Origin of the sequence: Rhodococcus sp. 05-2255-3B1 (assembly GCF_002258545.1) — a bacterium.
In the GTDB taxonomy this organism is placed as follows: Bacteria; Actinomycetota; Actinomycetes; order Mycobacteriales; family Mycobacteriaceae; genus Rhodococcoides.
In genome coordinates, this window is sequence record NZ_NOZC01000027.1 from 1 (window position 1) to 24,830 (window position 24,830).

Below are 24,830 nucleotides of genomic sequence, written 5' to 3' on the forward strand. Positions count from 1 at the left end.
GTCCTCGGTGAGCAGGTTGGTGATCATCGCGGCCTGTGCGACGTCGGAGAGCTTGGACTGCTCCGGGTCGTAGTCCTGGCCGCCGAGTGCGGCGAAGTTACGACCTTCGTCCCACGGCACGTAGTCGTGAGGGTGCCACTCCCGAGCCATCGAGATGTGACGGTTCACATTGTCCTCGGCAGTGGGCACCAGCTCTTGCAGAAGCTCGAGCTGTGTCAGATCCCTCGCCATTAGATCGCCTCCATAGATTGCGTACGACCGGTCCAGCTTACGGCACCGTAGGTTCGGTGTGAACCTCGTCGTGGCTGTTCACTTGCTGTTCCGGCGGTCGTGATGTTCGGTGTCGATCGGCGCGAAGTCTCCCCCGAGCGTCGATCTTGCGACCGGCCTTCGCGAGTGCACGACCGCTGCAGTTCCCCCAACACGTCGCTCGGTCTCGGCCGATCGTTACGCCCGAGTGTACGTTCCGGACAGGTGTGAGCACTGTTACTCGGACGGTGTGTGGTGCCCCCAGTAGGACTCGAACCTACGACCTGCGGATTAAAAGGTCCATGGTTCACCCTCTGCCACCGACTTTGAAGTCCGTCGCGTGATCGAGCCGTTCAGCAAGGGGGGCGAACGATGTCGACCTGTACTGCGCTGCCTGCGGTGGGTTCGTCGTGTCGGTCCATGGCTCACGGCCTCCGGTACCGGTTCGGCACCGAACGTGCATCGAGTCCGTAAACAATGCCGACCGACCTGCCCGCTTTGGGGTATTTGTGACGCATGAGCACTAACGCGACTATCGACCAGTGGGAGATCTTCCAGCACGGCCAACGCCGATCCGACCTGACGATGTACGAACGAATCAGGGTGCTGCGAACGTTCGAGCGCGAGGCCGGCCTCGATCCGACGTTCGCTCAGCCGCTCGACATCGTCCGCTGGTACGCCTCACACCCCGAGTGGTCACGCAGCACCCACTACTGCTATCACTCGTACCTCACGACGTGGTTCAAATGGCTTCAGGTGCAGGACATTCGAGTCGACAACCCAATGCTGAAAGTCGGCACTGTTCGGCAACCGAAGCGCAAGCCTCGGCCCGTGGCCGATGTCCACCTCATGAAGTTGCTGAAAACGAACATGCACCACCGCACCCGCGTGATGATTCTGCTTGCCACTCTGGCCGGCCTCCGCTGCATCGAGATCGCAGCATTCCGCGGCGAACACGTCGACGTTGCGCGCGGCCGAATGCTCATCCTAGGCAAGGGCGGCGATGAGAAGTGGGTGCCACTGCACCCGATTCTCGCGGCCACCGCCGAAACCATGCCACAGCGGGGCTGGTGGTTCCCCTCGAACAAGACACGGCCGGGGCAGCACGTGACCCGAAAGTCGGTGTCCCAGATCGTCGGTGACGCATTCCGTCGCGCGAACGTGCCCGGTTCGGCACACCCGCTGCGGCACTGGTACGGGACGACGCTGCTGGAGGACGGAGCCGATGTGCGGGTGGTGCAAGAATTGATGCGACACGGCTCCATCACGTCGACGCAGGGCTATACGGGCGTCAGCGATATACGAATGCGCGCCGCCATCGACAAGCTGGACCTGTTCCGCGCCGTCGCCTGATATGTCCGGTGTGTGCTAAGAATCACGCATGACGGTGTTTCAGGAGTCGGTGATTGTTCAGGTTCTGATCTTGCTTACCCTATGGGGGTTCGCAATCGACACGCTGGTTCGCCGGCGGCGTGAGCGCAAGCCAACGACGCCCCCCAACCCGAACGCGGCGCGCGCGACCGCCGTTCTGATTTGGATCTGTGCGGGCGTTGTCCTGTTCTTCGTTGTGATCGGATTCCTGGCTTCGGTCACCAGCTAGGCCAACCAGGGGAACGCTACGAGGTCCGGCTTCAGCGGGTCGGGCAGCTCTTGAGTGGCGTCGACGTCGGGACCGCCGACCACCTCGCTTGCGGCAGCGGACAGTTCGGCCTGTGTGGGTTCAGACATTCGTGGGTTCCTTTCGCAGTGCGGGCACGCGGACCTGACTCAGTAGCAGCGCAATCCAGTGCCCGTACAGCTCGTACAGGTACCAGTTGCCGTGGATGCCGTCCATGCCGACGAGCTTGGACTGAGCGTCGTAGACGTTCGGAGCCGCCTCGGTTCCCGTGCCGGCCCACCATTGCGCACCGGGCTTACCGGGGTCGAGATACACGATCAACCCGCCCTCGGCGCTGTGGTCGATCACGGCGTCAATGAGACCTTGACGGTTGAGATCGTGCAGCCCGTTGGCCGGCGGGTTGTTGATCGGCTCGGGGCCGACGACGACGATCAGGATGCCAGGATCCCAGTCGTGCAACGCTCGGTAGTTCGCGAGTGCCCGTGCCTTCATGGCGGCGCGGCCACCGGACAGCTCGCCGTCGTTGATGGTTCCGTTGACGATGTAGAGGTCGATGTTCCCGATGCCGTGGCGCTTGATGCCGGCGAGGCGGTCGGGGGAGAAGAACCGCGTCGAGCCACCGGGGGCCGGCGCTGCGGAGTCGGCCCCGGTGCCGTTGTTGAACTGCCCGGTACCTCCCTGTCCGTGCCGGCCGATGGCCCAGCCTGTCCTCTCCAGCAGGGCCTCACTGGGGCCGTGTGTCATAAACGATTTCGCGCTGCCCGCGACGTAGGCGCTCGACATGTCGAAGTACGAGTCGCCGTCCGTGATCGCCAGGACACGATCGGGGGAGCGACGGATGACAGCGTTGCCCTCGTGGAGGATCTGCACGAAGTACAGGAACGGCATGACGATGCGGACCCGACCGTGTATGCGCCGGGTGAACTTGACGTCACGGAAGACATAGCCCTCGTGAGACGTCCCCAACGGATCGGCGCGCAGTCGTTTCATCTTGCCGTCGTGCTCGATGTAGATCTGCGTATCGACGTACCCGAATGCTTGCAGGTGCGGTGCAAGCTTGTCGCCGTCGAAGTCGAATTCGAAGTCGATCATCGCACCCACGTTGCGGCTCGTGGGCTTGTTCACACACCCAGCAGCGGGCACGGCAGGGTTGACAGCTTCAATGAGCTGCCCCTGCATGTTGAAATTCGTTGAGTCCCAGCGCGTTCCGGTTATCGCGGCGTAGCCCGCAGGCGCGTTGTCGGGCAGGTATTGATCGACAGCGACCAACGCAGCAGGGAAGACCCCGTCGTAGGGCAGGTACGTCTCCCCCAGCGCAGCCGTCGTGGGGGACGCAGCGAGACTGGACCACCGGTCACTGCCGTTGCCAACCTTGAACACCTCCCGCTCGGTGTCGTAACCGGGCTCGCCAGGGGCGAGGACTGGATCGGCTGCTGCCCACACGGCTGTGGTGCCGCGCCGGACTTGTATGACTCCCATCAGGGTTTACCTCCATCGAGTGGCCTACTTGGACTTGGGTACACATCGCCGCCGTCAACGCCGACAGATGCAGGGGTGAGCGCCGGAACAATATCCGGCACTGGGGTATTGGGTAGCCAGTACACCTGCGAGCCGGTCACGTCGAACCGCAGCTTGACCGTCCACGAGCCCGGTTTGATGTTGTGTGAGATCCGGCGTATCCGTCGTACGTACGCGACACCGAGCCGGCGCACCACGATCGCGTCGAGCACGTTCAGTTTCGACACGAGGGCACGCTGCTCGGCAGTCACGATCGGCAGAGTGATCGCACGAGGGCCGGTCTGCTCACCGCTGTACTGGTCGAGAATCGCCGTCGCCCACGCTGCGAAGTTCGAGCCGTAGTTGCCGGCCGCGATGTCCACCCACGCACCCGACCCACGCACCACGGGGAACGTGCGGGACGACAGGCCCAGCGCCTCTATCGAGGCGTCACGCCGGTACTCGGCGGTCTGGGTGCGGCCGGCGATGAAGTCGAGCTTGGCCGGCGGGTCGTCCGAGCCGACATACCGGTCAGTGAAGTCCTCCGAGTCGAGCAGGTTCTCGGTCACCCGCACAGCGTTCACGAGATCTTTGGTGTCAGAACCGAACTCGGCATCGATCGAGTACGACATATCGGCTTCGCCGGGTTCGTCGGACAGGTCGAGCGCGACGGTGGCCGGCAGTGCGGACAGAACCTCGAGGCGATCCTCGCGGGTGATCCGCAAGTAACCCTTGCGGGCGTTGCGGGCCATCACGAGCGAAGTGAGGTAGGTCAGTCGATCGTCGGCGTACGACGGGTAGGCACCACCCCACGAGGGCAACGGGCGGGGCGGGCCGGACACGTCGACGCCGTCGATCGACACCGGGACACCGAGCCGATTCAGCGCCGGCGCGTACTTCGCGAACGTGTCGAACGCAGCAGGGCAAGGCTCGCCTAGTCGGCCGTGACTGTCGTGCACGCCGATCTCCACCTGTGGCACTGGGCCGATGCCGGGGACGATGCGCCTTGACCGGACGCGGCCGGACGCGATGACTGTCAGACCGACGCCGTCGGGGTGTAGGGCGATGATCCGAACACGTTTGCCGGCAGTGACTTTCGGGTCGACGGTGGCCGACGCGAACTTGATCGTCTGCACTCCGAGATCGGCCTCGATCTTCTCCGTCTTCACCTCCACCACATCGTCGGTGATCGTCTCGTAGGTGTAGCGATAGATCCGGTTCTGCTCCTGCGTACGCGTGTGCCACGTCGCCGCCGGCGCACCAGGATTGACTACCGGGGGTAGGACCGTGAGGGTGAGCGGGTTCGCATTGCTGAAGGTGAAGTAGTTCCACGTCATGCCGATGTATAGAACGCCGGCCTTTTTGGCTGCGTACTGCACTGCGATGGGCTTGCCGGTGGTGTTCGCTCGCAGCCAGATCACCAGGTGCACCTCACTGACGCCGGCAGGGACGACAGCCGGCGACACCGTGGGCAACGTGTGGGTGGTCTGCTGATACCCGACCGATGGCTGAAAGTTTCCGACGTACTCCAGCAGGGGTATCGCGACGGGGTCTGTGGTGCCGTACTCGTCCTCGGTGCGGCTGATGCCGAACAGGGTGCAGACCACCGAGACGCCCGTCTGATTGTCGTTCTCGTCCAGCGCCCACGATGTACCGCTGCGACGGATACCGAACCGGCCGGCGAAGTTCACACGATCGCCAGGCACGACCGGTGTGGGCATGCGGGTCTGCACGATCACCGGACCCAGACTCGTCTCCGACTCGGCACTCACGACGCTCGACGTGGTTCCGCTGATGTCCTTCACGACACGGCTCGATCCGGTGCCGGAGTAGTCGATGTTCAGGTTCAGCGATGTCGCCACGGTCGCGCCGGTCAGAGGCTTGTCGCGGCGGTCAGTGGCAAACATGCCCTTCCCTGCCAATGGTGTTGTGACGTTGCGTAGTTCGGCGTCCTCACGCTTGGCGAGCAGGTCGAGCAGAGCGATGCCGCCAGCAGGGTAGACGTTCGGCGTGATGCCGTCCTGCACCCACACCTGCTCGCGTGCCGTCTCGACCTGCACGGCCACCATCGTGGCGTCGGTGAACTTAGACATTGATCGTTGTCGATCCACCGGCAGCGGATACGTACGCACCGACCGCGTCAACGATCTCGCGGCCGATGATCACAGGGTCGGCCATGAGGCCGGCCTCGACCGTCACGTGCACGACCTGCTGCACGCCGATGCCGCCGGACAGTCCGATGTTCGGCACCAGCTCCTCGTCGAACGTCTTCGTCACAGCCTTCGCCAGAGCCGACGCCTCGGTGATCAGCTCACTCCGATTGCTGCCCAGCCCCTCGATGAAGCCCTTCACCATGGCCTGACCGTGCGGGATGAGCATGATCCGGTCGGCGGCAATTCCCTTGCGGCCCTTGTAGACACCCTTGTTGGCGGCAGCGGTTGCACCCAGCGCGGCGGCGGCGGCAGCGACGGCACCGGTCTGCGATGCGAGGCCGGCCGCGAAGCTGGCGCCCGCAGCAGCACCCTGGCCGGACAGGTTCACCGAGACACCCTCGGCGGCTGCTGCCATCGACGCGGCAGCAGCAGAGACCGCGCCAGCGGAGCCGGCGAGACCGGACGCGAACGATTGGCCGGCGGCAGCACCCTGACTGGACAGGTTCACCTTCGCGCCGGCGGTGTCGATCTGCACGCTCACCGGCACCGGGGCCGGCGCTGGAATGTTGATCGTCGGCAGCGTCACGTTGAACGTGATCGGCACCGGAGGCGGCGGTGTCAGCACCAGCTCCGGTTGGGTCACGTCGAACGTGATCGGCACCGGGGCCGGCGGGGGCACGGTGATCGCTTCGCCTTCAACTACCTCGACGTCGACCTGCACCGGTGGAGGTGGCAGCACCTCCGGGGCCGGCACCGGCGGTGCCGGCGTGACCTCGGGTGCCGGCACGACAGGCGCAGGAATGACCGGCGGCGCGATATTCTCCAGCGCCCCACCGATAGCCGACGTGTCCGGCGGCGTCACTGTCGGGGGCGGCAATACGGCCGCCGGGAGCATCGCGAACGGGTCGTTGATTGCCGATGCGTCCGGTGGGGTCACGATCGGGGGAGGCAGCACTGCCGGCGGCAGCATCGCGAACGGGTCGTTGATGGCTGACGTATCCGGTGGGGTGACCTCGGGTGCCGGGATCTTCGGCGGTTCTGCACCGGGAGGGAACAGTAGATCCGCCAGACCGCCGTCTGCGAAGTTCCCGATTCCATCGAGTACCGACTGCTTCAACCAGTCGGCGGCTTTCGCGCCCCACTCGACTGGACCACCGCCCATGTCCTGCTCATTGGACTGACGGAACGCCTCGTCCATCCGCTGATACTCCGACACCACCTTGTCCGCAACACCCGTCAGGTCCGCGACGAACTGCGTCATGCCTTCGATGTTCGTGGCAAGGTTCTGCGTGTCGATGTTCGCCATGAAGTCACCGAAGGCGTTGCCGGCGTCGGCCAGTCCCGCTGTGACGCCGGACCAGTCGGTGTTGCCCAGGTTCTCGAACAGCTTGCCGATGCCGTCTGTGAAGCCGGAGAGGTTGCCTTCATCGAGCCAGCCCATGATGCCGTTGAAGGCTTCGCCGGCACCGACCAGAGCGTCGCCGGCACCGTCGATGATGCCGGGCAGAGCACCGAAGACCCGTTGTGCGCCTTCGACTATGGCGGGATCTCCGAGCTTGCCGGCGAAGTCTCCGAACGCGCGCACGTACTCGGGAATGTTGCCGATCAGGTTTTTGATGTGAGGCTCTGCGCCGGCGAACATCTTCTCAAGGGCGGGGCCGACTTCGTTCGCGATGGCAGGCATGGAGCCGGACAGCTCACCGACCAGTCGGGCTGCGCCGGCGGTCACCACATCGAGGCTCGGACGGATGGAGTGAAACGCGGCACCGACCGACGTGGCGAGGTCGATCAGTGGCTGCTCGACCGGCTGTGCGATCTCCTTCATGGTGGAGACAACATCGTCGGCCATGAACGAAAAGTGCTCTTGCACTTTCTCGGACGCTGCTGCTGCTGCGATCGGGAGCGCTGCTGCGCCGAGACCGAATGCCACGGACATGCCGCCGGCGGCGGCGGTCACTGCACCGAGTGCTGCGGCAGTGCCGAGTATGCCGGCACCGGCCGCACCGGAGGCGAGTGGCGCGACGGCGAGGGCGAGGGCACCGAGCAGGGGTAGCGACGATCCGGCCGATGCGCCCATTCGTGCGATGCCCGACGCGGCGTTGCCGCCTGTGCTCGTACCGAGTCGGATCGAGTCGTCGTTGAGGGCGAGCATCGCGACACGGAAGGCTGCGAGTTCGGCTGCTGCGCCGGCGGTGTCCACGTCGAGGTTGATCGTCATCGAGCGGGGAACGGCCGCAATGAATGCTGCGAGTTCGCCTGCGGCGGCTGCGGTGTCGAGATCGAGGTTGATTCGTGCGTTCGCGCCGCCGAGCGTGGACGCGGCGAGGGCAGCGCGGAAGCCGGCAAGGTCGGAGTCGATGCCGACATTGATCGAGCGGTCACGGAGGCCGGCCAGTTCGGCCTTGAGAATGTTCAGCTCGGTCCGGTCGACATCGACGGTGACCTTGACTCGCGTGTTGCGGAGGGCGTCCATCTTCGCCCGCAACGCTGCGAGTTTCGCGTCGTTGACCGCAACGTCCACGGTCACGTCACCATCACGCATGGCGGCGAGCTTGGCCTTCAGTACAGTCAGCTCGCCGTCGTCCACGTCGACTGTGACGGTGGCTTTCGAGTCGCGTAGCGAGGCGATCGCGGACTTCGTGCGCTCGATGGCCTGGAGCAGGTCACGCTCGTGACCGTTGATGTAGATATCGACGGAATTACTCACCGCTCAAGTCCTCCCGTAGTTCGGCGGGAAGCGGCAAGGGCTCGATCCCGTTGTCTGCCAACTGCCCTCGCAGTCGAGCAATGTAGTAGCGGCCCGCGATCTTCCATTCGTCGAGTCGTGCGACCTGACTGTTCAGACTCTTGTTCGACTTCACCAGTGCCACAACGTTTTCGGTCTGTATTCGGCCCGTGACCGATACGACGGTGGCGACTGCCGTAGCGAGAGCGCCGATCGCGGCTACGACGATGGAGACGACGTCCATTACTTCACTCCGAGAGCCGCCCAGAGGCGCATAGTTCCGACGTTGGCTGCGAAGCAACAGGCGAAGGCGATGACGCCGACGATGATCGGTGTGGGTGGGACGCTGCGCAGTGGTGCGATGATGAGGCAGAGTCCCCAGAACGACCACGCGAACACCACGAGTCCGTGGGCCACGAGGATCTGTCGTTGCCGCCACGCGCACACCACGAGTACGGTGCCGCTGAGGCAGAACAGGAACGGCCAGACGGGGAACACCGATTCGATGAGGACCACGAGGGTTTCCTGGCCGGCGGGCAGTGGCCGGCGCACCAGGTTCTCAGGGCCGGCGTAGAGGAACCCGACTGCGATCGCGCCGAAGCCGAGCAGCGTCGACAACAGTCGAGCTGCTGCGAGCACGGCGCGTTCGTTCATCAGCGGCCGATCTTCCGTGCACCGAACGCGAGCACCGCCATGATGCCGGCGACGACTGCGCCGCTGCCGAGTCCTTTCCAATCGGTGAGGTCGAACAGCTCGAACTCGTCGCCGCCGATGGTCTCGGCGGCATAGGCGAGCACTGCCGAGAGTGGTAGCGCAATACCCGCTTGGATGGCTGTGCGGGCCGCTGCGGTCTTCGCGGGCACCGTGGCGGTGGGTGGGGGGATACGCACCTCATCGAGCGGCACGTTGTGATTGAGGGCCCGCGCGATGATCGGCGTCAGTTGCTCGAACCGGGCGTCGATCTCTGGACCCATCACGCGCATGATCTCGCGGCGTACCTGATCGAGGGGGCCTTGTGGTGCGGTCATGATTTCTCTTCCATGAGCTGTGCCTCGGTGGGCAGTTCGGTGCGGAGCAGGTAGGTCGCCGCTGCGGTGGTGCCGGCGACAACGCCGATCACCACCGCAGTGGCGAAGGTGTGGAGCGCCCTCACAGTCCGAGAGCCTTGAGCGTGGCCGGCCCAGCGATACCGTCCACAAGCAGATTCGAGCGGCGTTGGAACTCGCGCACGACGTGCTCGGTGGCCGGCCCGAAGTCGCCGTCGACCGCGAGGCGGGAGTACCGGGGGTAGTCCCGGTTGAGCCGTTCCTGTAGCCGGCGCACGCCCTCGCCGGAGGTGCCGCGCATGAGCAGTCCACCGAACGGGTTCAGTGCCGGCGGGACGACTACCGGATCGAGCGTCGGTGCGGTCGCGCCGTACAGGCCGAACTTGCCGGCGCGTAGCTCGTTGGCGAAGTCGACGTACGCCTGCATGGGTTTGCCCTTGGCGACCTGGTAGTGCATCTCGTCCACTGGGTTGCCGCCCCAGCAGTCGCGGCCCCAGTCGATCAAGCCGCGGAATCCTGCCTGGAGCTGCTTCACGCGGCGCACTCGCTCGGCCGGCATCGTCTCGCGCCGGAACGGGTACTTGTTCCAATTCAGGTCGATTGCGGTGCCGGACTTGTGGTTCGAGGTGTACACCGAGTTGGTCTCGGTGTAGCCGCCTTCATCGGATGCGCCACCGGTCAGCGGCTCGATGTCGCGGTTGTACATCGCCGCGAAGCTGATGAGCACGAATCCGCAGTCGTGCGGGTGCAGGGGGAGCACGATGTTCGTTCCGGTGATGCCACGTCGTACGACCTTGCTCGGGGGGATCGACTCCCATCCGTTCTCGGTGGTGACCATCATTTCCTCTTCTTCGCTCGCTTGTTGGCGATCTCGATGAAAGCGTTGCGTTCGAGCAACGTCAGGCGGTAGTAGACCTTGTCGGATTGGCCGGTCAGCATGCAGAATTCGGCCAACCGGCGGGCCTCGAACTTGGCTAGTTCGTGAGCTCGTCTTTTGGGTCGGTGTCCTCGTCCTCGACGCCGGCCGCGATACGTGCGTCGTGGTAGCTGGTGTTGTCGAGGTAGTCGTTCCACCCGTCGACTTCGTTCTTGCCCCAACCCTTGATCGCCTCGGGATGCAGACCGGAGACATAGGCGACGGCGAAGATCAGCTGAATGTTCTCGCTCGCAGCGATTTCCGCGCCGGTGAGCGACTGCACGCGCTTGAGGGCACGGCCGCTGAGCGACTGGAGCTTGTTCTGAAACGGGGTGGTGGGTGTGGCGCTCATAGTCCTGCGTCTCTCTTTCGTTGGATGACTTCGCGTTTGACTCGGAGTACTGCGAAGGGGGTGACTCGCTCTAGGGTGATGAACATGAAGGGGTAGGGCGCTTGCGGATCCCAGCGGGTGCCGGCGTGGTTCATGGCGACGTAGATGCCGCCACCGTGCGACTTCCGGCTAGCGCCACCGGCTTTCGCGTAGGCCCGCATGTTCGAGCCTTTGGCGCGGATCGACTTCTTCGTGCGACCGGAGTAGACCGGGGCGATGGTGTTCGCGATCAGGAATGTTCTCGCCGCGATCTGGTCGAACGCCGGCTTGAGCTGTCGAGCCGTCTTGTAGAAGACCGTCAGCTTGTCGAGCAAGGGTTTCTTACCCTCGATCGACAGCTCGATCTTCATCGTGGCCATGAGCTATGCGGTGACGCGCAGTGGTACGCCGTCGATCGGCCACTCGACCTCGAACTCGTGCTCTTCGTCCGCGTCGCCGCCGAAGCCGGCTTTGCTGACGATGGTGCACGTGCCGGTGAAGTGCGGCTGGTCTGCGGTGGCCACTTCGTTGCCGTACGGGCGGGCGATGAACGGGACGTTCTGGCCGGCGTTGAGCCAGATGTATGTCCAGAACGAGCTGGTCTGGAAGTCCTGAAAGCCGGTGCCGCGAATGAACCACGCTTTCGTATCGCCCTCTTTCATGCGGGCGAAGGTCTTGAACGCGATGTCTTCGCCGTCGTCGGGTTCGCATCGGAACGCCTTGAGGTCGGTGTTGTATTCGGTCCCGTCGATTTCGATCGACAGATCCTTACCCTTGGTGCCCTTGAACGGAGGCATGGTCACTCTTCTTTCTGCATGTCGATGGCGATCGACGCTGTGATTTCAGCGCCGAGATACTTCGGGTCACCCTCGGTGAATTTCGGGGACTCGACTTCGATGTCCCGCATGTACGGCCGCAGTGCGAGCAGAGCGCGGCCGATCATGTCGTTGAGGGCGTCGCGGACCACGACGTCGGTGCCTTTGCCCGCGAGGATCTGAACCGTCCAATTGGTCATGAACGGCTTGCCGTGGGTGACACCGGCCGCTGTGGTCTCCACGGACGGCAGTGCCGGGCAGACCACGACGACGGGAGGTTGCGGCTGCTTGACCTCCCAGCCCTGCACAGTGAGACCTTCCTCGCGCAGGGTGTCGATGATCGTGGTCTGCGTCTGAGTGAGGTCCATCAGAACGCCGGCACGTATCTGCGGACCTGACGAATGATCACGTGCATCGGGTCACGTGACGATCGTGTCTGTCGCGAGTTTCCGAACGCGTCGATACTGGTGGTCGGCCCGTTCGAGGCGTCGAAGATCTCGGACGCGACGAGCAGGTACCAGCGCTTGCGGAGCGCTGCGGGGATCGGGCGTACCGGCTGCCGGCAGAACTCATCGATCGTCGCTACGGCGATGTCGAGATCCTCTTTCAGCTTCGTGGCGTCGGCCGATGTTGCGTTGGCGAACTCCCGGAACTCTTCGACGGTGGGTACCACCGGCGAGTCGGCACTCTCGGGCGTTCCTCCGTCGACGCTTGTGGTTGCGGGAGTTGTCATTACGCGTCCCAGGTGATCCGCGTGATGCCCTTGGGCTGCTCGCTGTAGATGCCCTGGTAGCCGTACAGCGAGAAGTCCTTCGTCAGGTTGATGATGTTCTCGTCCTGGAGGCTGAACGGTGCGCCGGCCGATTCCATCGTCGTGACGGCTTCGCGCGATGCCATCGAGCAGTAGCCGGCCGGCAACTGCGGAATGCAGAAGACCGGACGCTTGGCGATCTCTCCGACCAGTTCGAGGGAGCCGAGATCGAACGAGCCGGCCCAGGTGTTCTGACCGTCGCCGGAGACGTTGAAGACCGGTCGTCCGGTGCTGTCCTCGATCAGGGCCATTCCCTTGGCCACGTCGCGACTGACGAGCACACCATCGGCCTTGAGGCCCTTGGAGTTGTCGTCGATCATCCACGCGGCGTCCATCAGGACAGAGATCCACTCGGGGGCGGTCTCGGGCTTGCCGGCCGCGCCGAGCGGTATGACGTTGGTACGTGCCAGCGGGTCGCCGTCGGTTGTGGGCAACGCAGCGCTGAAGGCGCGGACGTAGAGGTCGAACGCCTCGGCGTACTGGATGCCCATCCAGCGCAGGCCGGTGTCGAGGATCGGAACCTTGGATCGTTCGATCGCCTGCCGGCTGAAGCTGGTGTAGCCACCGACCGTGCGGACAGTGCCAGCTCCGACGCCGAGCTTGATCTCGAGGTACGCGAGGTCGTCGCCTTCGGCGGCCTGCACGGTCACTGCGCCGGTCTCGGCGATCACCTTGGCGTACTCGAAACTGTTGCCGTCCGCCGGCAGTGATTCGCGGCTGAAGAACGTCGACATCGGCCGGCTGCGGTTGGTGAGGCGTAGCTGCTTCTCCAGCCATGCGGGGCGCTCGACGCCGTCTGCGACGACCTGGCCGGTGTAGGCGCGCGTCTCGATCTGCTCGCCCTCGATACCGTCCATTGCTTCGCGGATCTCGGTGACCTTGTCGGCGTCGCCGGCGGCGAGTGCCTTGAGCAGTTCGCCACCGGAGCGGGTGTGGAACTCGCGACGGCCGCGGGTCTGCGTGCCGCCACCTTCTTCGAGTACTCCGATGCGGCGGATCATTTCGGCGTTGTCGGTACGAAGCTGTGTCACCTCGGGGTCGTCCTTGATGCCGGCGGCGACGAGGCGTGCGAGCTCTTCGGGGTCCATACGTGATTCCTGTTCTGTGTCAGCGTTTCTCACGCTTTCGATGACCGCGCCCTTGTAGGCGGGGATTTCTGTGATGGACACTTCAGCGAGTGCCGCTTTGGTGCGGACGAGCACGCCGTCGCGCGTCTCCTGGGTGCCGGGGCGGAAACCCACCGAGAAGTATTTGAGGACGCCGTCCCGTGCGAGTTCGAGCACTTCGTCACCGCGTACGGTGTTGGCGATGCGGCACTCGACGTAGTAGCCGTTGGGGCGGTTCTTGCCGGATATGACGGTGCCGATCGGGAGATCGCCGCGCGTCTTGTAGCTGTGGTTGGCGTGCACGGAGGCCGGCGCGTCGTCCTCGAACACACCCAGCGCGAACGATTCGAGGTAGCTGCCGTTCTTCGTGCGGATCTCGGTCGCCTGGCCGTAGGGGACGGCAATACCGGAGATGATGCGCGTCTGCTCGTCCACGGTACTGACGGGCGCGCTGCGGATTTCGACCTCGGTATCGACTGCGGCAGTGCGGGTTTCGAGCTGCGTGTGCGTCATGCGGTGATCCTCATTCGGTACCATCGTCGGATTTGTTCGGCGGTCCAGTCGGGGCGGTTGTCCTCGGTGGCGCGGGCGAGGCATTCCTCCATGCCGGGGTCGAGCAGGATGATGTTCGCGCCGGCGCGGCGGTACTGCGCTTGCATCATGCGTGTTGGGTCGGTGTCGATGACCCACGCGTTCTCGACGCGGCCCATGAGGATCTGGTGGATGGCTGCGTGCCGTGCGGCTTGGACGACGCGGCGTTGAGACAGTGGGGTGTCGTGGTGGCCGGTCGAGCCGAATGCTGTTGCGAGCTTGTCGAAGTCGACAATGGTGTCACCGGGTTCGGCGTTGTCGGTGATGTAGGTCGACTTGCCGGCGCAGGGCGGGCCGACGATGACGTTGATCATGCCTCGATCTCCTTCGGCTGGTCGGCTCGCTCGGACGGGATCTGCTTCGGTGGTGCCGGCTTTTCGTCGCCGTGGGGGAGCGGGTCCAGTCCGTCTCGGGCGCGCAGTTCGTTGATGGTGCGGGTGCCGTTCGTGACGTTGGCGGTGTCGACCTCGGAGCGTGTCTTGCTGTCCATGCGCAGCAGGCCGGTCTCGTCCAGCTCGACCTTGTTGCCGCGTGGGATGACCTCGGTGAGTCCGCTCTCGACGGCGTTCATGTATTTCGCCAGGGTGGTGGTGAGGTACTGCAGGGTGGACTGTTCGAGGTTCTGGTAGGTCCGAGATTCGGTGCCGCCAGGTACGAGTAGGTCGAAAGCTGGTGTGCCGCAAATTCGTACGATCTTGCGGTCGATGGCATCTTGCACTTCGAGCATCTGTGCATCGGCCGGCTTGAGCTGAATCGAGTCGTACGTGAGGCCGGCTGCGAGCACGACGGCTTGCCCTCGGTGCGATCGCAGGAAGTTGTTCCACCGCTCTTGGAGGTCGTCCTGCTCGATGTTCGACAGGTGCTGGTCGGTGGTGAGGATGCCGGAGGGGACCACGGCGGAGTCGAACCACTCGCGCTGAAACTCGGCCAGCGTGAGCGCGGCGCGTAGCTCGCTCTGTGCGAGCTGACGCGGGCCGATGCCGCGTGCCTCGCCGGTGATGGCGGTGTGCTTTTTGTGGACGACGCGGCTGCGGGGGATCTCACGGCCCAAGTGCCCGTAGCGAGTTCGGCCCCACGTACCATCGGGCAGACGCTCACGAACGATCGTCATCTCGCGAGGCGAGACCGGAATCAGGTTGACCGTCGGATCTCCGACGCGGAGCCACACGTATTCGCCGTGCAGGAACAGGTCGTTGACCGTCGACTGCACAAACTCTTCCCAGTCCATTTCGAGGTTCGGTTTGTTCACGATCGACGGGTACGCGCGATCATCGAACGGGATCAGGCGCTTGCGTGCATCGCGCACGGTGGCAGTCATCGAGGACATCATCGTGTTGGTCTGGTCCATCGACCGGGAGAACGCCGAGACTTTGAGGGCCTCTTCCCACGTGACGCCGAGTTGCATTCGGGGAGGGGGCATTACGGCCGGTCGCGGTGAGTCACCGCCTGCCGAGCCGACCGACCCGCTGCGTGTCTCCACGTCGGTGCCGAATCCGAACCACCTGCCGATTGCGTTCATTGCTGGGGAACGCTAATCCCACGCGTGTGATTCTCATGTAGAACTTTTCGAAAACATTCTCAGTTGCGACACGAACGGCTGCTGCTGTTCGGCCATGAAAACGCCCATGACCGTGGCATACATCGCGTCGATGTCGCCGAGAGATTTGTTCATGTCGATCAGCACACCTTGGCCCACGTTCACGGTCACAGTCTTCGTCAACTGAGTCTTGAGGTCTTTCTGACCGGCGTGCTTCGCGCGGCCATCCTTGATCATCGAGTGCACGGCAGATGTGGCGTTCGCGATGTTCCCTCGGGTCATGTATTCGGCCGGTAGGTGGTGCGTCTTGTCGAGCGCCAGGATCGTCGGCTTCATCGTCTCGGCGTCGGTCACGAACTTCTCCACACGCACCGTACGACTGAGCTGCACAAGCTTTTTCAGCAGCAGCTCGTCGTTGCCGTACGTGATCGTCGCGATGAGCTGCGTGTACACGACGCCGTCGTACTTGGTCGAGGCGACGATCGAGACGTAGTTCCACGTGCGCCGAGAGCGTGCGAACGAGATGATGAGCGGCTGCTTGCGGGCCGACGCGGGCATGGGGCCGTACTCGGCCGCCAGCCATGCCGGCACTGACATCCAGATGCTCTCGACGGACACGAATTCGTTGCGCCGGTAGCGCCGGTATGACGACTCCAGGCGGTTCTTCCCTTGGCGCACTTCGTCTTCGAGGTCGAGTCGGCCGGACGCGATCGCCGGGTTCGCCTGAACGAGGGCCTGCGGATCGTAGAGTTCGAGGTTGGGATCTGCCTCCCAGAGGAAGAATCCGAACCGTGGATCGTGGCCCTCTTCCTTCGCAGCGGCGGCACGGCCGATGCGGTAGAGCAGCTTCAGCAGCTCCGAGTTGTCGTCGCCGGCGGTGGTGAAGCCGGCCACGAGGGCCTTCGGCTGAGCCGACGCGCCCAGGGTAAGTGCGTCCCATGCCTCGGGTTTGAGCAGGTGCAGCTCATCGAGCAGCATCAGGCAGCCGGAGAAGCCCTGCAATCCGTCGCCGTCGCCGGCTGCTTTGACGACGTAGGTCGCCGGCTTCCGGAGGTTCCGCGACTTGATTCCGCTGCGGTCGGTGGTCTTGAACCGGCGTTTGAGCAGCGGCACGTTGTCGACGCAGTACCGGACCTTCGAGTACAAATTCTTCGCCTGGTCCACGACGGCCGCAATCGAGATCACCTCGGGTGCACGGGGCACCATGAGGATGAGCCCGTAAAGCGCCATGACGGCACCGAGCACGGTCTTGCCGTTCTGCCGCCCCATCGAGACGACGACCTGCTTGTACACGAGCTGGCCGCGCAGCTTCTCGACCGGATAGTCCTCGGGGTACTTCTGCAGGATCTCGCGAATGAGCCACTTCTGCCACATGTCCAGGCGCAGCTCGTCGCCCGCAGCGAACCGAAACACTTTCTCCGAGAGCCGAATCAGCTTGTCGGCCTCGGAGTAGTCTGGGTTTTCGATCGGCTGCGTGTAGACGCGAGGCAGCCACGGAGGGACTTCGTCAGTCCAGTTCTCCCGATACTCCTCAGGCAGAACGATCGTCGGGAGCGCCGCGTCCATCAGATATTGGCGATCTCATCATCGAAACCATCGTCGTCCGATAGCTCCTCGGGTGGTTTACGCTTGAGCAGTTCGGAGAACAGCATCCGAAATTCCATCGTGAGGCCCGCCGGAAGTGCGGTGTTGCCCTTCACTTTCACGTCCAGGAGCCGCGCAATGTGGAACAGCGACGCCAAATACGGGGCCTCCGAATCGCTCACCCACTCGTTCACGGACAGGAACGTCTCGAGCGATCCCTCATACGACTCGTTCGTCACGAAGCCCACAACGACCTCCATCCGGCCATGCATAAAATCCGACGAGCATCCAACAACCATCCACACCGCCATGCATATTCATGCATCGTTCTCGTCCCACTCTCTGGAACTAGACCTCTGGAGCCTCTGGGGGGTGTAAATCCAGGAAGCCCCTCGGTGTCACCCGTCCCCGTTACAAAAACCGGGGACCGGATGACACCACCGACCATGCATGACAGTGGATGATTATGCATGGATGAGTATGCACTGCGATGCATTGACTTGTCGACTACGTCAATGCATCCTTGACACGTGAAGCGACCAATGGACACAGCCGAATACATCGCCTTCGTGCGACGCATCGTGAGGGCAGCGGGGCGCAGAGCAGGCACCGACATCGAGTCACTGCCACACCTGATAGCGCTGCGCTCAGAGCTGGATGGGCAGATAGCACAGGCAGTCACCGCAGTACGTGGTGATGGATACAGTTGGGCCGATATAGCCAAGCGCACAGGTGGCACACGGCAAGCAGCACAGCAGCGATGGGGCCAGCTCACGACGTAGGCCCATCATGACCGAGCCACCTGTGACACACGTACAACTGCCACGGCAACAGCGTCGTGGGGTACAGGATGCGCACGATCAGGCGGCAGTACTCGCACTCGATCATAATGACGCACCGAAGAACTCAGGATCGAACCACGTCTTACGGCCATCGGCCTCCACCTTGCCGCCCTTACTGCGGTTGCACGGCAGACACAGCAGTTGGAGGTTGTCCAGCTCGTGCACCTTCACGATGTGCCAGGGCACCACGTGGTCTATCTCGCAGCGGTCGTCACTACCGCACTTGCGACACACATAGCCGTCACGCGCACGCACCGCCTTGGCCATGTCGTCCGGTATCGGAGGACGCCTATCGCTTGCCATACAGAGCCACCTCGGTGAGCAGTTGTCTTGCCTTGCTGGTGTTCCGGTCGTTGTGCTCGGGTGGTATCGGCACACCCGCCCACACCATGCCGAGAGCGTGCTGCTTCAGAGCGTCACGAGCACACCAGGACAGGACAGGACAACCAGCACATAGCTGCTCAGCAGCCACACGCTTCGTACGCCACTGCCCGCCAGGCACATTCGCATACTCGTACTCATCAGCACGCCCTCGACAACGGCTCATTACTCGTAGTACCCCGAGCCGCCTGGACCGCTTATGCGCTCCTCGGCATCGCCGGTTTCACCGTCATGGCCGTTGTCCTCCATGACTAGATCTGCGACAGCGGCTGGCTCTTCGATGATCTCCAACTCGCTGTAGCCCCACGACATCTCAGACATCAAATTGCCCTCGGCATCATCGACCTTGACCACAATCATCTTCCGCTCAGCGTCATACGACACCGACGCGAACCGACCCGGCAGGTTCTCCAGCGGCAACAACTGGCCCGCCATCAGACCTCTCCTACCGAGCCATGGCGTAGGAACTCGGCCATGCGCTTCTTAACCCCAGTCAGATCCTCACCGGGAGGACCTGTAACAGTGCCGCCGTCGACTTCGACTGCGAGCATGTCGGCACCGTCCTGGGCCACGACGTGCAGCAGTGTCTCGGCCGCCGACTGCAACGACTTGCGTGCCGCCACAATCGAACCGAGCGCCTGCGTCACACTCCACCGGTGCTCGTCGGTTTCGGGTAGGCGGGCGAGCAGGTGGTTCGCTGCGCCCTCTATCACGATGGCCGGTCCCACCAGATCCGCTACTTGGAACGACGTCGCATCGAGCAACGTTGCCAACTCCTTGTCCATCATCAGAACAGCACTCCTTCAGGTTCCTTGTTGCCGGGATCTTTACGCCGCACGTGGTCCGACCCGACGAGGGTGAGGCCCCGCGAATATCGAGCCGCCGCAGCCAGATACAGATCACCCTCGGGCAGGGTGATCACGTCGCAGCGCGACAGCGGAGTGCAGTACATGTTCGCGAGAATGACTGTGTCCCTGGTGTGGTCGGCGCACGTGACCACGAACGACGCCGTATCGGGACGGTCGCCCATGTTGATCGCCACCTCGAACTCATGGGTCTCGCAGAACTCCTTCACCGCCTTCATGATCGGTCGGCTACGCGTGTACAGCTTGCAGACGATCTTCTTCGGCTCGGCCATGCCGTCACACCCTCGGAGGCCAGGACCACTCGCCGTCGTCCCTGCCCTCGCACGCCGACACGGTGTACGTCGAACCACGCGGAGGGAAAACCACCAACTCAACCCACGCAACGGTCGGGTTGGCGAAGGTGACCAGTGCCGCGTGCGGTGTGCTGGGGTAGGCAGGGGGCAGACCGGCGTACCGAGCTTGTGTCTCGTGCGGGTGGTAGAGGACTACTCGTCCGACTGTCGGTTTCATTTCAATCTCCTTGGGGTTGTTCGGCTCTCAGCGTTGCGCTGAGAGCCGTTGTGACGCTTCGTAGAGGGAGCGGAGGGAGTTGGGAGGGCAGGGCGTACCCCGTACCGCAAAGGCACGGGATCACCCGATCTCGGTTCCTTCGCGTCGGTCGCGTCGGTCGTCGGTCGGTTGGTATGAACGCAAGCGCGGGAATTACTCGGCTTGCCGGGACTGGGATACTTCGAGCGCCTGATACACCAGCAACGGTGTTCCTGCCCGAGTCCGCCTTAACCAGGTCAGACACTCGAATCGGGATGGGTGCAGTGGCCCCTCTAACGGGCGACGACTACGCGGGCTAAGCGCATCACCCGTACGTGAAAGATCCACGGGCGCAGGGACAACGAGCAAGGCTCAGTCAGGGCGGCACGTCATCACCACCCTCATCGAAGAGAGTCGGCGGCACAGCGTCACGCTCAGCGCGCGCCCGCTCCTCCTGACACTCAGCGCAGATCTTGTCGACCGGCACCCACGCCCTCGGATGAAACGGGCGGGCACACTCAGCGCAATGCTCACGAGCGGCGTGCGGGTCGATCGGCCGGCCGCGACGCCAACGCACCTGCGAGGCATCGACACGGCCCGGTATCGGTTTCCACGGGCCACGCACGACGTCGCCCATCACACAGCGCTCACAGGAACTCGTCCTCGTGCGCGACGACGGGCAGGGTGGGCATATCCCCGAAATTCGCGACGACCGTGACGGCGTCCACCAGCGAGCCGACCAGATGAAAGTCAGTGCCGAACTCGGGGAAGCCCATCAGCTTGTAGCCCCACCGATCCGGCGTCACAGCACGCCGCCGGGAAAGCGGGGCTGATCGGTGGCCTTGCGCATCGGGACCAGGTGCGGGCCACGGACCCCGAGAACGACAGCTACGTCCTCGCAGCCGAGCCACCAGGAGTCAACGTCGATACCGTTGTCCATCGCCACCGAGAATGGGCACGTGCGTATATCGACGCCGCTTTCGATGCACCGCTGGGAATGCAGAATGTAGACGCGCTGGTCTGCCGACACAGCCCGACCGAGATGCAGATTGCGGGCACGGGGCGCGCCGACAATCTGCTCGATCTCATCGGCCGGCACGATCTCGCTCACCCCTGACCACCCGCCAGGACATAGCCGGCCAGTAGAGCGAGCAGGATGCACGCGACGCCACACGACGGCAACAGCCACCAGAAAAACAGCTTGCGTCCCAACTCACGCAACTGTGTCCCGGTGGGCCACTGGGGGCGAGCGGTCGGCGTCACATACCGGCCGGCCATCACCGAACAACCTCGGAGTCGGCATGAATGGCCTCGACAAGCGCCTTCGCTTGCCGGCACAGCTCGGGCTTGCCGGCACTGTCCATGATCAGCGCGACAGCCATCGCAGCGTCACGAGCGAACGTCCAGCCCGTGGTCTGGTCGTCGGACCCATCCGGCACGTCGGCGCTGAGGCCGATACCTGAATCGGTGATCGTGAACTCGTACTTCCGCCAGAACGCAGCACCATCGTGCGGTCCACCGATGATCGTCTCGCTCATTGCGACACCGCCGACTTCATCGCTTCGACCTCATCGCGATCGCACACGTACGAGCCCGTCTGGCCCTGGAGCTTGCCGACGATAGGGAGCCGACCATTGCGCGCCCATCGCTGTGCTGTGGAGAGCGGGAGCCCCAGAATCTCGGCTGCCTCGGTGACACTGCACAGGGACGGAATAACGTCCTTGGGATTCATGCGGTTCAGAATGAAGTAATTAATTCCAAATGGCAAGCCTGGTCACATATTGATGTAGTTGCCTTGATGAGGTAATCTCACCGCTATGACCGAATCAGTGGTTCCGTTTCGCGGGGTGATACCGGACTTCCCGCTGCCTTACCGAGCACGACGTGCACGCGAGTTGCGTGGGCTTAATCAGAAGCAGCTCGCAGACGAGCTGGGCGTAGGCCTGTCGACCGTCCAGAGGGTCGAGCAGGGATCTCGGGAGCCGAAGCGCGCAACTCTGATGGCGTGGGCGATGGCTACCGGCGTAGACGTGGACTGGCTGATCGGTGATGACCAGCCAGGCCCTGGTGGTGCCCCCAGTAGGACTCGAACCTACGACCTGCGGATTAAAAGTCCGTAGCTCTACCAACTGAGCTATAGGGGCGCGGCTCGAAAGTGTAATGGGCCGCGTAGCGCCAACGGGCAGTACCCCCGGCAGTGGGTTCCGACGGGTCAGCGCCCGAAGCTGCTGCATCCGCTCGGCACCGGAATGCCTGCCAGCCGGTCGTCGATCCAGGCGTACGCGCCGGGAATGCCGCTGAGGGCGACGATCAGGTGTTCGCCGAGATATTCCTCGAGTCTGACGTTCGCACCCTGGGCGCACCACTCGTCGTAGAGGGTCTCGGCTCCCTGTCGAGGAATCCAGAACTCCTGCTTGCCCTGATAGATCATGGCGGGGATGGTGGGCGCGAGATCGCCGCCGAGACGTGTCGCGGCGATGATGCTCTCGGCGATCTCGGTGCGATCGACATTCGGAACGTTCGAGAGCGCCTGTGCCGGGATCGGAGCCACCACGCCACCGGGGGCGAGCAGACCGACGCACATGTCCTTGGCGATCGTGGCCAGACGCAGTCCGTCGGCGTTCATCAGCGAGAACATCTCGGGGTACTCCCGTGCCACCCCGAGCGCCGCCGACAGGAAGAGCGTCGATGCGGCCGTGCCGTTCATCGACGTCAGCAGAATCCGGTAATCGGTCGGGGGACCACCGAACGCCGCGCCCACCAGATTCACATCGGGCGCGTACGTGGGGGCCAATTGTGCCGCCCATCCTGTGGCGATCGCCCCACCCGAGTACCCCGTCATGGCGATGGGAGAAGACGCAGGCACGCCGAGCTCGGGCAGTCGAACCATGGCTCGGAGGGCGTCGAGCACCGCGTGTGCGGCCATGCGTCCGGCGGCGTAGGCCTGCCGTGGCCCCTCGTGATCGGTGACGACGACGGCGTAGTTCTTGGCCAGAAACGCCTGAACGGCCGGTATCTCTCGGGCGAGGCCGCGAGGAAGCAGCCACGACGGCGCACAGGTGTTGCCGAGTGAATTGATGGCCATGTTGTATGCCACGACGGGTCGGCTCCCGGCTCCGGTCCACGGTGCGACCGGCACGATCACGGTGGTGGCCGCAGCGACGGGACGGTCCTTGGAATCGTTGGTGCGGAACAGGATCTGAGTCGAGGTGACCGGCGTGAACAACGGTCCGACGGTCACTTGTCTGGTTGCGAGTACGGTCCCGGGAGGTTGTTGTTCGTAGCCTGCAGGGGGATCGAACCAGGGCTCACCCAGTGGGGTGGGTAGATAGAGAGCCGGGTCGGCGACGGGGGCCACGAAGTTGCCAAGGGGGTCTGCAGGCGCCGTGCCGGTCGTCGACAGAGCGAGTACGACCACCGCGAACGACGTTGTGATGGAACGAAATACGCGAATCGACACTTTCATGGCATGCACTCGTTTCCGATCGGCCGAACTACTCCATGTGGTGCATGTCACAGTAATTCAGTGCAGGTGCGAGTTCGGTGCGAGTCCGGGAACGTATCGAAAACGTTACCGACCGGTCTTTCTCGTATCGACTACCGGGCAATGGATTTGACCGAGGGTCGACAGCGGTTTCGGCGTATTCGATTGCCGATCACTAGATTTGAAATGCTAACGAGCAACGTGAATCAGTTCTGGTCCGAGATCCGTTACCGTGAAATGTAATTCGGTTTTCAACCGAAAGTGCGTGGTGTGCTCTGAGCGACGTGAACGATACGTCGATCGTTCGTTTCACGGAACTCGGCTGTACCTCGGTCGCTGCCGCTGGCGAATCGGTCGAGCCGCAAGTCGGCACGGAGTCGGTAAGGGGGGCGGTCCGAACAAGGCCGCGTCGGCGACAGCGGTGGACCGAGTGGAAAGCGGCTCGAGTGCGCACCCCCTGCAGTGCACTCGAGCCGCGCAGATCATACCATCCGGCTTGTTTCGGACGCCTAACCGATTTTTCCGACGGATGTGTGTGGCGAAGCGAACCGTAGGTGAGTCGACTCACGTGTCGTTCGGGTGAAGTACTCTCTATATGTACTACCTGCGGATACGCAGGGCGCTTGGGGCTCGGAGGCACGGAATAAATGGCACAACAAGAGCGCGCACGGCGGACCCGGGCTGCCATCGTGGAGGCGGCGGCGGCGGAATTCGCCAAGCGTGGATACGCAGCGGCATCCGTCAACACCATCTTGGAGGGCTCCAACGCCACCAAGGGTGCGATGTATTTCCATTTCCAGTCGAAGGAAGATCTGGCCCGAGCCGTGCTCGGGGCCGGTCTGGATCGGTACGTCGCCATCACGGAGAAGTGGGCCGACACCACCGCACACCCGTTCTACGTCATCCGCGGGATCGTGGACGACATCGCGCAGAACTTCCAGAACGACGTGATCGTGCGCGCCGAGTTCCGGTTGATAGTCGAGCCGGAGTTCTACGCGGAGGTGCACTCCGGGGGCGGTCGCGTCTGGGGAGCTCAAGGCCACAAGCAAGCCGAGCGCGCTCTCGCGATGGGCGACCTCAAGCCGGAGTTCGACGCAGCCAAGTTCGTGCGGGTGCTTGCCGCGTCGATGGCCGGTCAGCGGTACATGTCGGATCTGGTTGCCGACAACGCAGATCTGCGCGAGCGGTTCGAGGAATCCGTCGAGGTCGTACTGCTCGCCATGGCGTCCGAGCGTTGGCTCGCCGAGTTCAAACTGCACGGGTGGGAGCACTACGGCGAAAACTGCGCGAAAACCACCTCTGACCTGCCGGTTTGAGATTTGCAGCGAAAGTGTCCTAAGCTATCCCAGCTCCCAACGGAACGCCGTTGAGGGTAACGTCAAAGCAGTTCGGCGGGCCCCCTTCGTCTAGCGGCCTAGGACGCCGCCCTTTCAAGGCGGTAGCGCGGGTTCGAATCCCGTAGGGGGTACGTAGGAAGAGATCGGATTGACAATCCGGTCGGCAGTACAGCATTCTTCGTCTCGCTTCCCGCGTGATGCGGATTTGCAGTTCGGAGAGTTGGTGCGCTAGAAATAGCGCGGCAACAACAGCAAGGCCCTGTGGCGCAGTTGGTTAGCGCGCCGCCCTGTCACGGCGGAGGTCGCGGGTTCGAGTCCCGTCAGGGTCGCAACGTCGGTACGAAGGTACCGACATTGCGATGGCATTGTTTCAC

The 24,830-nt window shown here is 63.6% G+C and carries 36 protein-coding genes, 3 tRNA genes and 1 pseudogene; 7 read left to right on the forward strand and 33 right to left on the reverse strand.

Features of this window, described 5'->3' with window-relative positions:
- The coding region (locus CH249_RS14590) for an acyl-ACP desaturase (protein WP_179273255.1) at positions 1 to 231 on the reverse strand (231 nt) is incomplete at its 3' end.
- A 534-nt stretch (positions 232 to 765) separates the two neighbouring features.
- On the opposite strand from CH249_RS14590, the gene CH249_RS14595 reads away from it, so the two are divergent.
- Entirely contained in the window at positions 766 to 1,602 is an 837-nt protein-coding gene (locus tag CH249_RS14595) for a tyrosine-type recombinase/integrase (protein WP_094698958.1), read from the forward strand.
- Positions 1,603 to 1,630: 28 nt separating this feature from the next.
- Complete coding sequence (locus CH249_RS14600) at positions 1,631 to 1,849, forward strand: hypothetical protein (RefSeq protein ID WP_094698960.1); 219 nt, start codon at positions 1,631 to 1,633, stop codon at positions 1,847 to 1,849.
- On the opposite strand, the gene CH249_RS28455 is transcribed toward CH249_RS14600, so the two are convergent.
- From CH249_RS28455 to CH249_RS14685, 19 genes are all read right to left on the reverse strand, one after another.
- Positions 1,846 to 1,977, reverse strand: coding sequence for a hypothetical protein (locus CH249_RS28455; protein ID WP_256988321.1), 132 nt, complete (start codon positions 1,975 to 1,977; stop codon positions 1,846 to 1,848). The two genes, CH249_RS14600 and CH249_RS28455, sit on opposite strands and share 4 nt — an antisense overlap.
- Positions 1,970 to 3,346, reverse strand: a complete 1,377-nt coding sequence (locus CH249_RS14605; protein WP_094698962.1) for a hypothetical protein — start codon at positions 3,344 to 3,346, stop codon at positions 1,970 to 1,972. Before CH249_RS14605 ends, CH249_RS28455 begins: the two co-directional genes overlap by 8 nt.
- Positions 3,346 to 5,457 (reverse strand): hypothetical protein, encoded by a 2,112-nt coding sequence (locus tag CH249_RS14610; RefSeq protein WP_094698964.1) that lies wholly within the window; start codon positions 5,455 to 5,457, stop codon positions 3,346 to 3,348. The genes CH249_RS14605 and CH249_RS14610 overlap by 1 nt, the downstream gene beginning before the upstream one ends.
- A complete protein-coding gene (locus CH249_RS14615) occupies positions 5,450 to 8,224 on the reverse strand; it encodes a hypothetical protein (protein WP_094698966.1) in 2,775 nt (924 codons plus the stop codon). Before CH249_RS14615 ends, CH249_RS14610 begins: the two co-directional genes overlap by 8 nt.
- Positions 8,217 to 8,486: a hypothetical protein gene (locus CH249_RS14620; protein ID WP_094698968.1), complete on the reverse strand. Its 270-nt coding sequence runs from the start codon at positions 8,484 to 8,486 to the stop codon at positions 8,217 to 8,219. The genes CH249_RS14615 and CH249_RS14620 overlap by 8 nt, the downstream gene beginning before the upstream one ends.
- Positions 8,486 to 8,896, reverse strand: coding sequence for a hypothetical protein (locus CH249_RS14625; RefSeq protein WP_052070319.1), 411 nt, complete (start codon positions 8,894 to 8,896; stop codon positions 8,486 to 8,488). Before CH249_RS14625 ends, CH249_RS14620 begins: the two co-directional genes overlap by 1 nt.
- The gene (locus CH249_RS14630; RefSeq protein WP_032377459.1) at positions 8,896 to 9,270 is read right to left on the reverse strand and encodes a hypothetical protein; all 375 of its coding nucleotides are present in this window, start codon (positions 9,268 to 9,270) and stop codon (positions 8,896 to 8,898) included. Before CH249_RS14630 ends, CH249_RS14625 begins: the two co-directional genes overlap by 1 nt.
- Positions 9,267 to 9,395, reverse strand: coding sequence for a hypothetical protein (locus tag CH249_RS28460; RefSeq protein ID WP_256988322.1), 129 nt, complete (start codon positions 9,393 to 9,395; stop codon positions 9,267 to 9,269). The genes CH249_RS14630 and CH249_RS28460 overlap by 4 nt, the downstream gene beginning before the upstream one ends.
- Positions 9,392 to 10,129 (reverse strand): peptidoglycan-binding protein, encoded by a 738-nt coding sequence (locus tag CH249_RS28465; RefSeq protein WP_094698970.1) that lies wholly within the window; start codon positions 10,127 to 10,129, stop codon positions 9,392 to 9,394. Before CH249_RS28465 ends, CH249_RS28460 begins: the two co-directional genes overlap by 4 nt.
- Before the next feature lie 133 nt (positions 10,130 to 10,262).
- Positions 10,263 to 10,556 (reverse strand): hypothetical protein, encoded by a 294-nt coding sequence (locus CH249_RS27960; RefSeq protein WP_032377458.1) that lies wholly within the window; start codon positions 10,554 to 10,556, stop codon positions 10,263 to 10,265.
- Entirely contained in the window at positions 10,553 to 10,954 is a 402-nt protein-coding gene (locus CH249_RS14645) for a hypothetical protein (RefSeq protein ID WP_032377457.1), read from the reverse strand. The genes CH249_RS27960 and CH249_RS14645 overlap by 4 nt, the downstream gene beginning before the upstream one ends.
- A gap of 3 nt (positions 10,955 to 10,957) precedes the next feature.
- A complete protein-coding gene (locus CH249_RS14650; protein WP_094698972.1) occupies positions 10,958 to 11,371 on the reverse strand; it encodes a hypothetical protein in 414 nt (137 codons plus the stop codon).
- Between the two features lie 2 nt (positions 11,372 to 11,373).
- Positions 11,374 to 11,757 carry a hypothetical protein gene (locus CH249_RS14655; RefSeq protein WP_094698974.1) on the reverse strand — a complete coding sequence of 128 codons (384 nt, stop codon included), beginning with the start codon at positions 11,755 to 11,757 and terminating at the stop codon, positions 11,374 to 11,376.
- Positions 11,757 to 12,122 (reverse strand): hypothetical protein, encoded by a 366-nt coding sequence (locus tag CH249_RS14660; protein ID WP_143544481.1) that lies wholly within the window; start codon positions 12,120 to 12,122, stop codon positions 11,757 to 11,759. Before CH249_RS14660 ends, CH249_RS14655 begins: the two co-directional genes overlap by 1 nt.
- The gene (locus CH249_RS14665; RefSeq protein ID WP_179273256.1) at positions 12,122 to 13,819 is read right to left on the reverse strand and encodes an HK97 family phage prohead protease; all 1,698 of its coding nucleotides are present in this window, start codon (positions 13,817 to 13,819) and stop codon (positions 12,122 to 12,124) included. The genes CH249_RS14660 and CH249_RS14665 overlap by 1 nt, the downstream gene beginning before the upstream one ends.
- Positions 13,816 to 14,211 carry a hypothetical protein gene (locus CH249_RS14670; protein WP_094698980.1) on the reverse strand — a complete coding sequence of 132 codons (396 nt, stop codon included), beginning with the start codon at positions 14,209 to 14,211 and terminating at the stop codon, positions 13,816 to 13,818. Before CH249_RS14670 ends, CH249_RS14665 begins: the two co-directional genes overlap by 4 nt.
- The gene (locus tag CH249_RS14675; protein ID WP_094698982.1) at positions 14,208 to 15,416 is read right to left on the reverse strand and encodes a phage portal protein; all 1,209 of its coding nucleotides are present in this window, start codon (positions 15,414 to 15,416) and stop codon (positions 14,208 to 14,210) included. The genes CH249_RS14670 and CH249_RS14675 overlap by 4 nt, the downstream gene beginning before the upstream one ends.
- 33 nt (positions 15,417 to 15,449) lie before the next feature.
- Positions 15,450 to 17,000 carry a terminase large subunit domain-containing protein gene (locus tag CH249_RS14680; RefSeq protein ID WP_094698984.1) on the reverse strand — a complete coding sequence of 517 codons (1,551 nt, stop codon included), beginning with the start codon at positions 16,998 to 17,000 and terminating at the stop codon, positions 15,450 to 15,452.
- Positions 17,000 to 17,329 (reverse strand): hypothetical protein, encoded by a 330-nt coding sequence (locus tag CH249_RS14685; RefSeq protein WP_143544483.1) that lies wholly within the window; start codon positions 17,327 to 17,329, stop codon positions 17,000 to 17,002. Before CH249_RS14685 ends, CH249_RS14680 begins: the two co-directional genes overlap by 1 nt.
- Positions 17,330 to 17,548: 219 nt before the next feature.
- On the opposite strand from CH249_RS14685, the gene CH249_RS14690 reads away from it, so the two are divergent.
- Positions 17,549 to 17,800, forward strand: a complete 252-nt coding sequence (locus CH249_RS14690) for a hypothetical protein (RefSeq protein ID WP_218828424.1) — start codon at positions 17,549 to 17,551, stop codon at positions 17,798 to 17,800.
- A gap of 102 nt (positions 17,801 to 17,902) precedes the next feature.
- Here CH249_RS14690 and CH249_RS14695 read toward each other — a convergent pair whose 3' ends face one another.
- From CH249_RS14695 to CH249_RS14730, 11 genes are all read right to left on the reverse strand, one after another.
- Positions 17,903 to 18,163, reverse strand: a complete 261-nt coding sequence (locus tag CH249_RS14695; RefSeq protein ID WP_094698988.1) for an HNH endonuclease — start codon at positions 18,161 to 18,163, stop codon at positions 17,903 to 17,905.
- On the reverse strand, positions 18,150 to 18,407 hold the full coding sequence (locus tag CH249_RS28775; RefSeq protein ID WP_094698990.1) for a WhiB family transcriptional regulator: 258 nt from the start codon (positions 18,405 to 18,407) through the stop codon (positions 18,150 to 18,152). The genes CH249_RS14695 and CH249_RS28775 overlap by 14 nt, the downstream gene beginning before the upstream one ends.
- On the reverse strand, positions 18,407 to 18,676 hold the full coding sequence (locus tag CH249_RS14705) for a hypothetical protein (RefSeq protein ID WP_094698992.1): 270 nt from the start codon (positions 18,674 to 18,676) through the stop codon (positions 18,407 to 18,409). The genes CH249_RS28775 and CH249_RS14705 overlap by 1 nt, the downstream gene beginning before the upstream one ends.
- The gene (locus CH249_RS14710) at positions 18,676 to 19,029 is read right to left on the reverse strand and encodes a hypothetical protein (protein WP_143544485.1); all 354 of its coding nucleotides are present in this window, start codon (positions 19,027 to 19,029) and stop codon (positions 18,676 to 18,678) included. Before CH249_RS14710 ends, CH249_RS14705 begins: the two co-directional genes overlap by 1 nt.
- The gene (locus tag CH249_RS14715) at positions 19,029 to 19,379 is read right to left on the reverse strand and encodes a hypothetical protein (RefSeq protein ID WP_094698996.1); all 351 of its coding nucleotides are present in this window, start codon (positions 19,377 to 19,379) and stop codon (positions 19,029 to 19,031) included. Before CH249_RS14715 ends, CH249_RS14710 begins: the two co-directional genes overlap by 1 nt.
- Before the next feature lie 4 nt (positions 19,380 to 19,383).
- Positions 19,384 to 19,617: a hypothetical protein gene (locus tag CH249_RS27620; protein ID WP_143544487.1), complete on the reverse strand. Its 234-nt coding sequence runs from the start codon at positions 19,615 to 19,617 to the stop codon at positions 19,384 to 19,386.
- Between the two features lie 665 nt (positions 19,618 to 20,282).
- Entirely contained in the window at positions 20,283 to 20,441 is a 159-nt protein-coding gene (locus CH249_RS27965; RefSeq protein ID WP_179273258.1) for a hypothetical protein, read from the reverse strand.
- Positions 20,438 to 20,746: a hypothetical protein gene (locus tag CH249_RS14720; protein WP_094698998.1), complete on the reverse strand. Its 309-nt coding sequence runs from the start codon at positions 20,744 to 20,746 to the stop codon at positions 20,438 to 20,440. Before CH249_RS14720 ends, CH249_RS27965 begins: the two co-directional genes overlap by 4 nt.
- Positions 20,743 to 20,913: a hypothetical protein gene (locus CH249_RS27970; RefSeq protein WP_179273259.1), complete on the reverse strand. Its 171-nt coding sequence runs from the start codon at positions 20,911 to 20,913 to the stop codon at positions 20,743 to 20,745. The genes CH249_RS14720 and CH249_RS27970 overlap by 4 nt, the downstream gene beginning before the upstream one ends.
- Positions 20,913 to 21,173 (reverse strand): hypothetical protein, encoded by a 261-nt coding sequence (locus CH249_RS14725; protein ID WP_094699000.1) that lies wholly within the window; start codon positions 21,171 to 21,173, stop codon positions 20,913 to 20,915. Before CH249_RS14725 ends, CH249_RS27970 begins: the two co-directional genes overlap by 1 nt.
- Entirely contained in the window at positions 21,170 to 21,367 is a 198-nt protein-coding gene (locus tag CH249_RS14730; protein ID WP_094699002.1) for a helix-turn-helix domain-containing protein, read from the reverse strand. The genes CH249_RS14725 and CH249_RS14730 overlap by 4 nt, the downstream gene beginning before the upstream one ends.
- Before the next feature lie 85 nt (positions 21,368 to 21,452).
- Here CH249_RS14730 and CH249_RS14735 point away from each other — a divergent pair.
- A pseudogene (locus CH249_RS14735) lies at positions 21,453 to 21,674 on the forward strand (helix-turn-helix domain-containing protein); the annotation flags it as partial.
- Positions 21,675 to 21,703: 29 nt separating this feature from the next.
- Here the strand turns inward: CH249_RS14735 and CH249_RS14740 are convergent.
- Positions 21,704 to 21,779 (reverse strand) — tRNA-Lys (locus CH249_RS14740).
- Between the two features lie 68 nt (positions 21,780 to 21,847).
- Entirely contained in the window at positions 21,848 to 23,101 is a 1,254-nt protein-coding gene (locus tag CH249_RS14745; protein ID WP_094683156.1) for a lipase family protein, read from the reverse strand.
- Positions 23,102 to 23,766: 665 nt separating this feature from the next.
- Here CH249_RS14745 and CH249_RS14750 point away from each other — a divergent pair.
- The 3 genes from CH249_RS14750 (at position 23,767) to CH249_RS14760 (ending at position 24,785) form a co-directional block, all read left to right on the forward strand.
- Positions 23,767 to 24,435: a TetR/AcrR family transcriptional regulator gene (locus CH249_RS14750; protein ID WP_094612304.1), complete on the forward strand. Its 669-nt coding sequence runs from the start codon at positions 23,767 to 23,769 to the stop codon at positions 24,433 to 24,435.
- Between the two features lie 79 nt (positions 24,436 to 24,514).
- Positions 24,515 to 24,587 (forward strand) — tRNA-Glu (locus CH249_RS14755).
- A gap of 124 nt (positions 24,588 to 24,711) precedes the next feature.
- A tRNA-Asp gene (locus tag CH249_RS14760) sits at positions 24,712 to 24,785 on the forward strand.
- Positions 24,786 to 24,830: the final 45 nt, after the last annotated feature.